Genomic DNA, 14,296 nt, shown 5'->3' on the forward strand with positions numbered 1-14,296 from the left:
AAGTTCCGCTTTTGAATAAATGGAACCTTAACCTTCCATTAACCCTTCATTAACCGAAGTTCTCCCTGACATAAGACACTTTTGTATCATCAATTAAAAAAGCATGAAGTATCTTATTATTTTTTTATTATTCCCTTTTCTTGCGCAAGCACAAGTTAAGCGTTTATCTGTCAAAGTCTGTGATCAAAGCGAACGTGCATTGACAGATGTTACCGTTGTATTATTAGATAGTGCAGGGAAATTAATATACACGTCCCAGGTAGATACAGCAGGTAGATTCGACTATGCTATTGCAGAGAAAAATCTATACAGGCTGGCAATATCTCACTTAAACTACGAAAATCAAGAACTCTACTTTCGTTCCGATACCGTGCAAAATTTGGTGTTGATCAAGCTCAGTCCAAATGAAACCAAACTTGAAGAAGCACAAGTCACCGGCAAACGTCCGCGAGTCATTCGAAAGATTGATCGATTGGAGTTTAATGTCCAAGGCAGTAATTTATCCGGATTGAATAGTTGGGATATTTTAAAGCGGACACCTATGGTGATGCTCACGGGGAGTAATATTGCTGTCCGTGGAGATAAGAAAGTTGCAGTCATGATCAATGAAAGAAAGGTGATGCTGACAGGAGAAGAGCTGAAGACACTTTTAGAGAATACTGCGGGATCAGATGTGCAAGCTATTGAGGTTATCACCAATCCACCTGCAAAATATGAAGCAGAAGGGAGCACAATCATCAATATCAAAATGACCAAATCACAACTTTATGGATACCGGGGAGTGGTGTTGGCTTTGGCAGAGCAAAGTAACTATGCAAAACAGCTCTTTGGACTGACACAATATTATAAAAATGAAAAAATTAATCTGCGTGCTACCTACAATTATGGTAGAGGGACATATGCGCGATATGGGACTGATTTTGTATACTATCCCAATGAACAAACATCATGGGAAAGTATCATGACTCGCATCGATCAAAATAATAGTCAAAACAGTTATGTGTTCTCTTTCGATTATACACCTGATACCTCTTTGACTATCGCTATAGGATTAAATGGTTATTACGGACCCAAGTCTGCTGGAGTATATCGCGTACCGACTTCTATCTATAATAAGGATGGTCAACTGGAGTCTTCTTATTTAACGAAGAATGACCATGTAGATTCTCGGAAAACCAATAACCTGTATTTACAGGTTAACAAAAAGATAAATTCCAATTGGAATGCGAATTGGTCGTCATATTTTACAACAAATCGAAGATCTAATCTGCAAGATGTATGGACCGATTTAAATTTTAAAGACCAGGAACCGACTAGCACCCGGTTTGTAAGTGATAATGCGAGTCAAAATCAGCTGTTATCCACACAACTCGATTTTTTCGCAAATTTAAATAAGGTCGCTCTAGAATTTGGAGGAAAATTTAGTACTGTAAAAACAAAAAGTACTTTATTGTTTTTCGATGATGAACGAGGTAGTTTTCAGGAAAGAGCTGATAAGAGTAATGTTTTTGATTACGATGAGCAGCAATTTGCCGCTTATGCGTCTATGGAATATAAATGGGGTAAATGGAGCTGGAAAGGAGGATTACGTTTGGAAAATACGGCATTGAATGGTATAGTTTCTGAACCTGCAGACCGCAATCATCAAAATTATTGGGCACTCTTTCCAACATTCTATGCCCAATATCATACAAATAAGGAATATCAGTGGGGATTTTCCTATGGCAAACGAATCAGCAGACCAGCATACTCCTGGTTAAATCCTGCGAAGTCTTATTATAATTTGTTTTCTTACTTTCAGGGAGATCCACGATTGAGGGCCACGATTATTCACAATCTAAATATCATGTTTACAAAAGAGAACTGGAACGTGGACTTGTTCTATCGTTATGAGCAGTGGCCATCCATGGAAATTTCTATTCAGGATAATATCAATCATCAATTGATCTATCATTATACAAATATTAAAAAAGGACAAGGAGCCGGTGTAGATTTGAGTAAAAGTTTTCAGCTTTTGAAAAACTGGAGCCTAAATACACAATTGGAAGGAATGTATAATGTAAACTACTATCAAGGAAGAGATCTTGAGTTATACCGCAATCAGGTGTGGATGGCCAATGGTAATGTCAGCTCAACTTTCCTGCTGAATAAAAATGTCGATTGGAATTTGGAAATTGGCAATAGCTTTGAGTCGCCTACCATACAGGGGCCTTTTAAGATTTCTGGTTACTCAAGTACCTACCTATTGACCAATCGGAAGTTTTTTAATAAAAAATTTGAAGTAAACTTTTCCTTTATGGATATTTTTAAAACTGAAAAGCAGCGAGTATCATCAAAATATGCTGACCAGAATAATTATTATAACGATTATCGCGATACACGTAAAGTAAATGTAACACTTCGCTATCATTTTGGTAATCAAAAAATTAAAAACAGTGCCAATGTACCCAAAAAAACGGAAGAACAGGGGCGGTTATAATATCCATGAGCAAACAAGAAAAAAGCCAGATTCCTATGCAAATCTGGCTTTTTATATGACTAAAAATAAATTAATTTATTTTTAGTGAATACGTGATATGAATACCACCTGCCGCAAGCATATCATGCACAGAACAATATTTTTTAACCGCTAATTCTGCTGCTTTTTGGGCTTTGATCTCGTCAATATTACCTTTTAAATAAAAGCTAATGTGAATATCAGTAAAGATATTTGGAATTTCTTCTCTTCGTTTTCCTTCGACTTCCACTTGTATATCTTCAATCTCTTGGCGCTGTTTGGTCAAGATCGAAGATAGGTCAAATACACTACATGAACCTAAAGCCATTAAGACTAACTCCATTGGACGTACGCCTTTCCCTTCACCTCCAATAGCTTCTGAGCCATCTATATTAACTTTGACATTAGACAATTCACTTGCGGCTTCAAAGTGAACCGCTTTGTTTTGGCGATTTAGTGTTACTTTCATGTTTCTGTACCTCTATGTATACACAAACTTAGCTAATTTTGCTTTGATTAGCAATATAATCGCATGGATTACAAAATCAATTTATATCAGCTATAATTGCTTTTACCGGGAGATATACCAGTTTGATGGTCCTTTACTTTTCCATCTTTTCTTGTTTTTATTCATATAAAGTTGGCAAAAATCATATAAGGGAAAGGTTTGTTTATTAAGCTACTCGCAAAGCGTGATTTATATGTTGATATATTCCTGAGCATATGCAATTGATCAAACAATAAAAAGGGTGATCATACAATATGATACACCCCTTTCACCAAACCATTTAATAATAATATTATGGAAGTTTTACACCTCTAAAGTCAGAAATATTCAACCTTGGAACCTGGGCTCCATAAGTTTTGTTTATAGCTTCAATAAATACATTTGCCATCAATGCATTTCCAATGGGAGTTAAATGTATACCATCTAATGAAAAACCGTTACCAGTAATGTATTTTGCACTTACAGCAAGACCATCGATCCTGATTCCATTTTTTACTGAAGTTAAGAATGCATTTACATCTGCCACGGCCAATCCTTTAGATGCCGCTACTGATTTAATTGTCTTATTGAAATCATTGACACGTGCCACGACTTCTATCGCTTCTTTGGTATCCAAAACATATTTATCTTCAACTGGGTTAAGCGGATGTAAGCCGTAAGGAATTTTATTGGCGTTTGGTACACCTAATAAACCTGCGGATGAAAAAGGTAAGACAAAGAAATCTTGGTCAGTAGCAGCTCGAGGACCAGTCTTAGTTGCGATGTAAATATCGGTTACCTTCGTTGTACTTGCCGCATTTACTGCCGCCAAGAGTACTTGACGTGTCACCGTTGTAAAATAAGGGACGGATGTCACATCTGGGATTGTTGCTAATACACCCTTTTGACCTTTTGCAGTTAAAGTAGTTACATAATTATTCAATAATGTATTAAACAGGGCCGTCGAAGTCAATGATGTAGTGGGGCCTTCGTTAACAGCTCCATTTGTTGCATATCCCAATACGTCATTATTTCCCAATGAAAAAGTGAAGAACGTATGATTTTGCGATGTAGAGTAGGTGAAATAATTCATCGTTGGTGGAGTACCATCAGGTAGTAGACGTTCGAAGTACATATTTCCCGCAGCGGTACCTATACCTGGTGCAAAAGCCATATCCATACGCATGCCCGGTACACCTAAGTTATTGATTGGATCTGTATATTTGGTTAATAATTTGGGCGTCGCCGAACGATAAGCTAATTTATCCGCAACCTGTTCTGTTACTGGTTGGCCATTCACGAGTGCTTTTAGACGGATGTAACCTGATCCATTGGACTGCTCTTCACTAAAAAATGGAGATTTAAATTCTCCTCCACCCACTTTTTGAAGTTGCTCTGCGATGAGTAAAGGGAAAGCCACTTTTTGCCCCTCTAGATATAAACCTCCATCAGCAAACCCTGCAGATAGCGAGTTTCCAATAGCAATATATTTGCTAAAATCAGCTTTTGTCCCTGCTGAGGGTGTAAATTCGTCTAGAGTTGGTTTACATGCTGTGATACTCAGTATAGCTAATGCAACTCCTATATATAGATTTCTTCTTTTCATGATCATAACATTTTAGTATAAATGCTTAAAATTTGTAAGTCAAACCAATTCCTGGCGCGTAAATATTCGTTGTATACGTTCCCGATAGATGGCTGTCTACATTATTCGCTTCACGAGGTAATACTCTTTGGTATGCAAATGAACCTGTCAAATCAAACTTAGGAGACATTTTGTAGGTGAAACCCCCAGCTACCAATATGCGGTTATTATCTGGAGTCTCCGGATATACATAATCTTTGCTGACAGGAGTGGCAATATATCCACCACCTATCCGAAGTTGTAATTTCTCTGATGGTAAATATTCAATACCCGCTTTTATAGAACCTGCCTTTGTATAATTCTTTGGAGAATGTGTATCTGGAGTATTTGCTCCACTGTAATCAAAATTTAATTCCTTATAGATATCATAATTGATCACAGTTCCATCTACAGCCATTTTCACCTTCTCACTGATAGGGAAAGTTACACCAACGGCAAAAGTAGAAGGAAGAGGAAGTTCCGCACTAAATTTACTGTCTGGCGGAAATGTTCCTTGTGCCGCTTCAGGTACAGTGAACTTCGCATCACCATCTTTTAATTTTGTGATGACTTTTGAACGATAGCTCATCGAGATGGCAAACTCTTCATTTAAATTATAATGCACCCCGACGTTATAGCCAGTACCAGTTCCAGTTCCCTTTAATTCCGCTAATCCAGATGTTCCATCTTGGAAATAAACAGGAATAGCACTTTGTAAATCTACAGATCCAACATTGTATACAAATCCACCACCAATACTAAAGTTGTCCGTTAATTTGAAACTCACGGTTGGTTGTATATAGATCGCACGTAATGATAAACTAACTAAACTGTATTTACCTGTCCACTCTGTTCCCCAGTCTACTGCACCACCGTAAGGTGTATAGATTCCTATACCAGCTTTCCACCACGTGTTTTTAGGACCTACTGTCGCAAAAACAGAAAAGGGAGGTGTGATCTGATTTCTAGTGTGATCGACTACTGAACTTCCTGTTGCTTGAAAAGCAGATTTGAACATAACACCATTTCCGTTAACAGAAATCGCATTGTGACTCATTTTTGAAAGTGCTCCTGGACTATAAAAAATAGAAGATTCATCTATAAAGTAGGCAGAGCCTGCACCGCCCATACCCACAGATTTTGGACTCTGAAGATTAACTTGAGATCCCTGTGCAAAAAGTAAGGAGGGGGATGCACAAAGTAGAGTAATTAGTAACTTCTTCATATACATCATATTTGGTTTATCGTTTGTGTTTGAATTACAATGCTAACATAGTAATTTTTTGTGGTTTTTCGATATTATTTTGGCAAAAATTGATAAATATTTATTTTGAATTAAAGACCGCTAATAATTGTGATTTTTGTGGCAACATTAGACATAAATCATTAAATTGCTAAAAAATTTAATTATGGCAACAGTAACATTCAAAGGTGGAGCAGTAAATACAGTTGGAAATTTACCGACAGTAGGAAGTCAAGCTCCAGATTTTAAATTAACAGCAGGTGATTTATCCGATAAGTCATTAGCAGATTATAGAGGAAAGAAAGTAGTATTAAATATTTTCCCAAGTGTCGATACCGGAACATGTGCAGCATCAGTTCGCGCTTTTAATCAAGCTGCATCCGGTTTAGAAGATACAGTTGTACTGTGTATCTCTAAAGATTTACCATTCGCCCAAGGTCGTTTTTGCGCTGCGGAAGGTTTGAAAAATGTAGTTACCTTGTCCGAATATAAGGATGCTAATTTTTCAGATACTTACCAATTACGCTTCTCAGATGGTCCTTTAGCAGGATTATTGAGCCGTGTAGTGATTACATTGGATGAAAATGGAAAAGTGTTGTACGAAGAACAAGTTGCGGAAGTAACAGAGGAGCCAAATTACGAAGCAGCATTAGCTTCATTGAAGTAGTCATGTGCATAAAATAAAGAGGATGTCAGATGAATCATCTTTATTTTAATAATGATGTAAGCAATAGCAATAAAAAGGGTGATCACCATGATCACCCTTTTTATTGCTATTTGGTCTTTTCCAATGCCTGTAAGATATCTTGGATGATATCTTCTTGATCTTCTAAACCAACAGATAGGCGTACACTACCCGGTTGAATACCAAGGTTTGATCGTTCATCTTCTGTTAATTTTGAATGCGTTGTAGAAGCAGGATGAGTAGCGATTGATCTTGCATCTCCTAAATTAGAAGTATATAAGATCATATTTAATTCATCTAAGAATCTAAATGCCCTTTCTTTTCCACCTTTAACAACAAATGTGACAATACCACCACCAGCTTTCATTTGCTTCTTTGCTAGTTCATATTGCGGATGGGAAGGAAGAAATGGGTATTTAACATCCTCAATTTCAGGATGAGTTTCCAAAACCGTTGCTAACGCTAATGCATTGCTGCAGTGTCTATCCATACGTAAACCTAGTGTATCTAAGCTTTTAGAGATCACCCAAGCATTGAATGGAGACAAAGAAGGACCAGTATGGCGGATAAAGAACATTAATTTGTCAATCAATTCCTGTTTACCGACCACCAATCCACCAAGCACGCGGCCTTGACCGTCCATATATTTGGTTGCGGAATGAATAGACAGATCAAAACCATACTTTAACGGTTTTTGCAAATAAGGTGTTGCAAAGCAATTGTCAATGGCTAAAATGATATTCGGATATTTCTTCTTTAAAGAACCTAACCATTCCAGATCTACTAATTCCAAACCAGGATTAGAAGGTGATTCAAGGAAAATAATTTTTGTATTCGGTCGGATGGCTTTTTCCCACTCTTCTGGATCGACTGCATCCACATAGGTTGTTGTCACTCCCCAGCGTGGGAATAATTGCGTAAATAATTGATGAGTTGAACCAAAAATAGCGCGTGACGAAACAATATGGTCACCACTTTCAACGATACCTGCAAAAGAGGCAAATACTGCTGCCATACCCGAAGAGAAGGACAGCCCAGCTTCTGCACCCTCTAGGATGCAAACTTTGTTAATAAGCTCTGATGTATTTGGATTGGCATAGCGAGAGTATATCATTCCTTGCTCTTCATCAGCAAAAATAGCTCTTCCCTGTTCTGCACTATCAAAGATAAAACTAGAAGTAAGATATAGGGGCACCGAATGCTCACGTGTTGCAGAACGATCGGCTTGTTCGCGTATGATTTTAGATTGATCTTTGTTCATGATGAGGTAAAGGTACAAGTTGTAAATTTTATTTTTTATATTTTATCAAATAAATTTGTGTAAAAAATAATCATTAGAACAACTTAAGTTTTTAAAATTTATACGATCCCAATCTCAAATAACAGCCTATCATACAGTTAAATCGATTGCAATGCGATTCATTTAATTTTGTCAATATTGATTCGATTCTAAATAAGTACGATTAAGAAGCTAGGATAAGTGTTGTATATTTTGATATTAAGCTTCAAACTTTGGTACTTAACATACATTGTGAGACATGTAGAAGACATAAAAAGAGCAAAAATGTATGGGTACATTTCCGCTCCTTAAATTATTGCCGAATTATTTTTTATTTCTGCGGCATATGTTTCGCCATTTGATCCATAGAAAACCCTAAACCTCTAGCAACACTAAGACCTAGATTCATATCTGCTCTAAACCAATGACACAGTTGTCGCATGATAATTTCATCTCTTTTTGGACCTTCGATTCCAGACATTGCACCAACAATATTTTCAACGAGATGTTGTTTTTGCCCTTCATCTAATAATCGGTACAGGTCACCAGGTTGCGTATAGTGATCGTCTTCACCAGGGGCGTTGCGGTCATAATGATCGGCCACGACACTATCCAATTGTAATGCAGGCTCTTTGTAAGCTTGATCTTGGTAGTTGCTATCAAAACTGTTGGGATAATAGTTTGGAGCAGAGCCTTGATTCCCATTGACAGTCATCTGACCATCACGTTGATAATTGTTGGTCATAAAAGGACATTGGTTTACCGGAATTTGCTCATAATTACCCCCTAAACGATAGCGCTGTGCATCAGGATAAGATAGAATACGACCCTGTAGCATTTTATCTGGAGAAAAACTAATACCATCTACCACATGTGCTGGTGCAAAAGCGACTTGTTCCACATGAGCAAAGTAATTATTGGGGTTTTGGTTTAACTCCATTTCTCCAACTTCAATAAGTGGATACTCTTTTTGCGACCATACCTTCGTTAAGTCAAATGGATTCCAGCGGAAAGTTTTAGTTTCCGATTCGGTCATGACTTGGATATAAAGCTTCCATTTTGGAAAATCTCCCTTTTCAATTGCTGTATGTAGATCGCGTTGTGCATAGTCCATATCTTTTGCACGCATTTCATCGGCCTCAGCGGCAGTCAGGTTTTTGATGCCCTGTTGTGTTCTAAAATGAAATTTAACATATACCAATTCATTCTGTGCGTTGATCATGGAATAGGTATGACTTCCGTATCCATGCATATGTCTATAGCCTAATGGTGTACCACGGTCCGACATCAAGGTCGTCACTTGGTGGAGAGATTCAGGATTTAATGACCAAAAGTCCCACATCATGGTTGCCGATTTGCAATTTGTATAAGGATCTCTTTTTTGAGTATGGATAAAATCAGGAAATTTTTTTGCGTCTTTTATAAAGAAGACCGGTGTGTTGTTGCCTACTAAATCATAATTTCCATCTTCCGTATAGAACTTTATTGCAAATCCACGTGGATCACGTTCCGAATCTGCAGAGCCTCTTTCTCCACCTACAGTAGAGAAACGAATAAACAACTTCGTTTGCTTTCCGATTCCATTAAAGAGTTTTGCTCTCGTGTATTGGGAGATATCATGCGTTACTGTAAATGTGCCATATGCGCCAGAACCTTTGGCATGTACAATTCTTTCTGGAATACGCTCTCTATTAAAATGCGCTAATTTTTCATGCAGAAAATAATCTTGTAATAGTACAGGGCCTCTAGGTCCAACCGTCATCGTGTCTTCATAGTTGACAACAGGAGCTCCTGATGCAGTTGTAATTTTTTTGTTATTGTTATTTTCCATTATACGTATGATGAGTTTCAATTTTTTTGTTCTAAACAAATTTAAATGAAATGTATGGTCTTATTTTATTGATAATCTTGATGAGGTATCAATATTAATGATCAAGGATTTATTTTTTAGATTAACTTGATCAATCGATTGCTTGAGTAAAATGAATTGATCAAATTTTAATTCCACCAAAATAAAACTATATTTAAGATTTAAAACCTATTCTCTACAAATATGTTAACATTTCTTTTCTCTAGTTTACTCTTTGTCAATGGTAGTATTTTACCATCTGAACCTGTAAATCCGCCGAAACCATATGGAGCTATTCCTTCCGAAAGACAATTGAAATGGCATGAAATGGATACTTATTGTTTAATTCATTATACGCCAACTACCTTTCAAAATAAGGAATGGGGATACGGTGATGCCGATCCGGCTATCTTTAATCCAACTCAATTTGATGCGAATCAAATTGCAAGAGCAGCAGCTTCCGCTGGTTTTAAGGGTTTGATTTCTGTTGCTAAGCATCATGATGGCTTTTGTCTGTGGCCGACCGCAACCACAACATATAGTGTGGCAGCGTCACCTTGGAAACAAGGTAAAGGTGATATGGTCAAAGATTTTATGTTAGCAACGCATGCCAATAAGATGAAATTTGGTGTATATCTTTCCGCATGGGATCGCAACGATATGCGCTATGGTACTGCTGACTATGCGGAGGCTTATCGGGCACAACTGACGGAATTGATGTCTAATTATGGAGAATTGTTTACTTCATGGCATGACGGAGCCAATGGAGGTGATGGTTATTACGGTGGATTGAAAGAGAAAAGAACCATCGATCGCAATATCTATTATGCATGGGAAGAAAAAACTTGGCCTATCGTACGCAAGTTGCAGCCCATGGCCATGATCTTTAGTGATGTTGGTCCCGATATGCGATGGGTTGGAAATGAAAAGGGATTTGCAGGAGAAACGTCATGGGCAACTTTTACACCAGAAGGCTTAGATGGGAAAAAAGCAGTTCCCGGATTAGTTAATGAAAAAACATTGACATCTGGAGTTCGAAATGGAAAATATTGGATTCCTGCTGAATGTGATGTTCCGCAAAGACCAGGCTGGTTTTATCATGCAGAACAAGATGCTCAGGTTAAAACACCAAATCAGCTATTTGAAATCTATTTAAAATCTGTCGGGCGTGGTGCGAATATGAATCTTGGGCTGGCTCCTATGCCATCGGGTCAATTGCATGACAATGATGTCAAATCTTTGGCGGCATTTGGAAAAAAGGTAGAAAAAACTTTTAAAACCAATTTAGCAAAGGATGCTCAAATTAAAGCATCTACTATTCGTGAGCACTCCATTCAAGAATATGGAACATCGTATATCCTCGATGATGATCGCTATAGCTATTGGGCAACAAACGATGATGAGCATCAAGCCTCATTAGAAATAAAGTTGAATGGTAAACAAACCTTTGATATTATTCAGATACGAGAAAATATTAAACTCGGTCAACGGCTTGATAGTGTTTTGGTAGAGCAAAAAGTGAATGGCCAATGGGTGACATTGACAAAGGCTACAAGTATTGGCGCTAATCGATTGATGAAACTGGAGAACCCAGTTACGACCGATGAACTGCGCGTTCAATTATTCGCTCCGGTCGCTATTACGGTCAGTGATTTTGGATTATATAAAGAATATAATGAAGCCTTTGAATTTGAAGGTGCAGGATTTAAAAAATTAAATGCTAGGGAGTTTACAGTTAGTGCTTTTTCCGAATCTGCAAAGGCACTTGATGGTAAGAGCGAAACTTTTGCCTCCGTACAAGCATATGAAAAGGGATTTGTTTTTGAATTAAAAAGTGATGTCATAGGACTCGGTTACTTACCACGTCAAGATGGAAAAACAGTAGGTACAGCGACCAGGTATAAGATCTATACCAGTCACAATAAGCAACAATGGGTAATGGTGAAAGAGGGTGAGTTTTCCAATATTAAAGCAAATCCAATTTTACAACAGATCATTTTTGATGATGTCATAAAGGCAAAATACATCAAATTTGTTCCAACAGAAACGTTAACGAAAGATGTCTTTACAGTGGCAGAATTTGAATTATATTCTAAATAAAAAATGAAATTTACAACTAAATCAACCTTATTGGCTCTGTTATCGATCACCTCTCTCCAAGCGTATGCACAAAAAAGAGATGGTCTAACGATGTGGTACGATAAACCAGCTACTCGATGGGAAGAAACACTGCCATTAGGAAATGGATTGATAGGAATGATGCCAGATGGTGGAATTAAGTCCGAATCATTGGTCTTAAATGAGATTTCTATGTGGTCGGGCTCAGCTGAAGATCCCAATAATTATAATGCATATAACAGTGTCAGTGAGATTCAGAAGTTATTGATAGCGGGAAAGAACAAAGAAGCTGAGGATCTGGTGAATAAGAACTTTGTGTGTACTGGACAGGGGTCTGCTTTTGGAGCAGGTGCGAATGCACCATATGGTTGTTATCAGAATTTTGGATTTTTAAAATTTAATTTTGAAGTGGATGTACAGCATGTTTCTAATTATGAGCGATCATTAAATATTGGGAACGCGACTGCACATACTTCTTTCACTTCCTCCGGAGTAGACTACAAGAGAACTTACTACACTTCTTTTGATCAAAATGTAGGCGTGATACATTTAACTGCTTCTCAGAAAAAAAGTATCAGTTTTGCTGTTGCTCTGGAAAGATCCGAAAATATAGATTCTTATCAGATTAAAAATGGTGAAATTGTTTTGTTAGGCTCTTTACCAGATGGTAAAGGCGGTAAAAACCTACAGTTTGCAAGTAAAGTTAAAATTGTGTTTAAGGGTGGGAAATTGACAGATGATGGTAAACAATTAATCTTAAATGGAGCTGATGAAGCGACAGTTTTCTTTGCCGCAAGTACAAATTACTACGGAACAAATCCGCAAGAGGTTATCCGTACAAATATTGCTGTTGTTGAAAAAACTGCTAATAGCAATCTGTATAGCAATCATCAAAAAGCTTATGCGAAGAAATTTGACCGTGTTGCTTTAACTATTGCAGATCATCAGTCTCAGATCGATACGCCAACTCCGCAACGTTTACATCAATTTTTTGAAAATCCAGCTTTAGATAATGGATTAGCGGCATTGTACTTTCAGTTTGGTCGTTACTTGAGTATTTCAAGCACAGCTCCAGATCACAAAAATGCATTACCTCCAAATTTACAAGGTTTATGGGCTCATCAGATCCAGACACCTTGGAATGGCGATTATCACTTGAATATCAATGCACAAATGAATCACTGGGGAGTTGAAGTCAGTAATCTTTCTGAATATCATAAACCCTTTATAGCCATGATCAAGCGTATTGCAAAGACTGGTGAAAAAACTGCTAAAGCTTATTACAATGCACCAGGATGGGTTGTTTATATGATGACAAACGTCTGGGGTTACTCAGCTCCAGGAGAAAATGCATCTTGGGGTTCAAGTACAGCTTCAGGATGGTTGTGTAATCATCTTTGGGAACATTATTTGTTTACACAAGATAAAACGTATTTAAAAGAAGTCTATCCCGTTTTAAAAGGAGCAGCAGAATTTTATGATTATATCTTAGTTAAAGATCCAAAAACAGGCTGGTTGGTCACTTCACCATCCGTCTCTCCTGAAAATGGGTTTCGTCTTCCAAATGGTGAAGTCGCTTCCGTAGTGATGGGTCCTACGATCGATAATCAGATTGTAAGAGAACTGTATGGGAACCTGATACAAGCGGATAGTCTTTTAAACTTAAATGATCCATTTGTTCAAAAATTAAAGGATAAATTGAGTCAAATTCCACCAGCGGTAGTGGTTAGTAAAAGTGGTCGTGTTCAAGAGTGGTTAACTGATTATGAAGAGGTAGAACCGCAGCACCGGCATGTATCACATTTGTACGGTCTTTATCCGGCAAATTTTATCTCTCCTCAAAAAGATAAATCTTGGGCAGACGCAGCTCGTAAGACGCTAGAAGTAAGAGGCGATGAGGGCACTGGATGGTCTCGTGCATGGAAGATTTTGTTTTGGGCAAGATTGCAGGATGGCGATCATTCCCTAGAAATATTAAGACAATTGCTAAAGCCAGCATTTGTTAATGAAACGACTTACCAAGGATTGGGAGCAGGTACTTATCCAAATTTATTCTGTGCACATCCTCCATTTCAAATAGATGGTAATTTTGGAGGTTCTGCAGGAATTGCTGAGATGTTAATTCAAAGTCACGCAGGCTTTATCCATTTACTACCTGCTTTACCCAAAGCATGGAAAGATGGATCTGTAAAAGGGTTGAAGGCGAGAGGTAACTATACGGTGGATATGAGATGGAAAGATGGAAAGGTGATCGACTATCAGATCACTGGACCAAAAAATAAGATCGTCAACGTATTGAATGGTCTTGAATACCAGGATTATAAAATAAAATAATTGTTCAATATAAGATGTAAAAAGGTTGTAAATTCAAATTTAATTTACAACCTTTTTAATGACCAATCTGCTTCCTAATACACTATTTGAGATAACGAGGAGGGATCAAATAGAATCTAGTATATGTGGACGGATGGTGATTCATTAAAAACAGTTATGGAATACGTGAGGGCAGATCTA

The 14,296-nt window shown here is 37.5% G+C and carries 9 protein-coding genes; 4 read left to right on the plus strand and 5 right to left on the minus strand.

Features of this window, described 5'->3' with window-relative positions; all coding sequences use genetic code 11:
• Positions 1–103: 103 nt before the first annotated feature.
• Entirely contained in the window at positions 104–2,479 is a 2,376-nt protein-coding gene (locus C8N37_RS06960) for an outer membrane beta-barrel family protein (RefSeq protein ID WP_108158225.1), read from the plus strand.
• Between the two features lie 70 nt (positions 2,480–2,549).
• Here the strand turns inward: C8N37_RS06960 and C8N37_RS06965 are convergent, their stop codons facing one another.
• The 3 genes from C8N37_RS06965 to C8N37_RS06975 form a co-directional block, all read right to left on the minus strand.
• Positions 2,550–2,966, minus strand: coding sequence for an OsmC family protein (locus C8N37_RS06965; RefSeq protein WP_108158226.1), 417 nt, complete (start codon positions 2,964–2,966; stop codon positions 2,550–2,552).
• A 331-nt stretch (positions 2,967–3,297) separates the two neighbouring features.
• On the minus strand, positions 3,298–4,590 hold the full coding sequence (locus tag C8N37_RS06970) for an SGNH/GDSL hydrolase family protein (protein ID WP_108158431.1): 1,293 nt from the start codon (positions 4,588–4,590) through the stop codon (positions 3,298–3,300).
• A gap of 25 nt (positions 4,591–4,615) precedes the next feature.
• Positions 4,616–5,833, minus strand: coding sequence for an OmpP1/FadL family transporter (locus C8N37_RS06975; RefSeq protein ID WP_108158432.1), 1,218 nt, complete (start codon positions 5,831–5,833; stop codon positions 4,616–4,618).
• 184 nt (positions 5,834–6,017) lie between these two features.
• On the opposite strand from C8N37_RS06975, the gene tpx reads away from it, so the two are divergent.
• The gene (tpx, locus tag C8N37_RS06980) at positions 6,018–6,518 is read left to right on the plus strand and encodes a thiol peroxidase (RefSeq protein WP_108158227.1); all 501 of its coding nucleotides are present in this window, start codon (positions 6,018–6,020) and stop codon (positions 6,516–6,518) included.
• A gap of 106 nt (positions 6,519–6,624) precedes the next feature.
• Here the strand turns inward: tpx and C8N37_RS06985 are convergent, their stop codons facing one another.
• Both C8N37_RS06985 and C8N37_RS06990 read right to left on the minus strand, forming a co-directional pair.
• Positions 6,625–7,797 (minus strand): trans-sulfuration enzyme family protein, encoded by a 1,173-nt coding sequence (locus tag C8N37_RS06985; RefSeq protein ID WP_108158228.1) that lies wholly within the window; start codon positions 7,795–7,797, stop codon positions 6,625–6,627.
• A gap of 349 nt (positions 7,798–8,146) precedes the next feature.
• Positions 8,147–9,646, minus strand: coding sequence for a catalase (locus tag C8N37_RS06990; protein WP_108158229.1), 1,500 nt, complete (start codon positions 9,644–9,646; stop codon positions 8,147–8,149).
• Between the two features lie 222 nt (positions 9,647–9,868).
• Between C8N37_RS06990 and C8N37_RS06995 the strand changes: the two genes are divergently transcribed.
• Together C8N37_RS06995 and C8N37_RS07000 are read left to right on the plus strand one after the other, a co-directional pair.
• On the plus strand, positions 9,869–11,764 hold the full coding sequence (locus C8N37_RS06995; protein WP_108158230.1) for an alpha-L-fucosidase: 1,896 nt from the start codon (positions 9,869–9,871) through the stop codon (positions 11,762–11,764).
• Between the two features lie 3 nt (positions 11,765–11,767).
• On the plus strand, positions 11,768–14,116 hold the full coding sequence (locus C8N37_RS07000) for a glycoside hydrolase family 95 protein (protein WP_108158231.1): 2,349 nt from the start codon (positions 11,768–11,770) through the stop codon (positions 14,114–14,116).
• The last annotated feature ends 180 nt before the right edge of the window (positions 14,117–14,296 follow it).

The organism is Sphingobacterium faecium, from assembly GCF_003054045.1.
Taxonomy (GTDB): domain Bacteria; phylum Bacteroidota; class Bacteroidia; order Sphingobacteriales; family Sphingobacteriaceae; genus Sphingobacterium; species Sphingobacterium faecium.

What these genes read in the sequence shown, in the direction of transcription:
- C8N37_RS06965 (WP_108158226.1), bottom strand. Translation starts at nt 2,966, where the DNA reads ATGAAAGTAACACTAAATCGCCAAAACAAAGCGGTTCACTTTGAAGCC.
- C8N37_RS07000 (WP_108158231.1), top strand. Translation starts at nt 11,768, where the DNA reads ATGAAATTTACAACTAAATCAACCTTATTGGCTCTGTTATCGATCACC.
- C8N37_RS06990 (WP_108158229.1), bottom strand. Translation starts at nt 9,646, where the DNA reads ATGGAAAATAACAATAACAAAAAAATTACAACTGCATCAGGAGCTCCT.
- C8N37_RS06975 (WP_108158432.1), bottom strand. Translation starts at nt 5,833, where the DNA reads ATGAAGAAGTTACTAATTACTCTACTTTGTGCATCCCCCTCCTTACTT.
- C8N37_RS06960 (WP_108158225.1), top strand. Translation starts at nt 104, where the DNA reads ATGAAGTATCTTATTATTTTTTTATTATTCCCTTTTCTTGCGCAAGCA.
- C8N37_RS06970 (WP_108158431.1), bottom strand. Translation starts at nt 4,590, where the DNA reads ATGAAAAGAAGAAATCTATATATAGGAGTTGCATTAGCTATACTGAGT.
- C8N37_RS06985 (WP_108158228.1), bottom strand. Translation starts at nt 7,797, where the DNA reads ATGAACAAAGATCAATCTAAAATCATACGCGAACAAGCCGATCGTTCT.
- C8N37_RS06995 (WP_108158230.1), top strand. Translation starts at nt 9,869, where the DNA reads ATGTTAACATTTCTTTTCTCTAGTTTACTCTTTGTCAATGGTAGTATT.
- tpx (WP_108158227.1), top strand. Translation starts at nt 6,018, where the DNA reads ATGGCAACAGTAACATTCAAAGGTGGAGCAGTAAATACAGTTGGAAAT.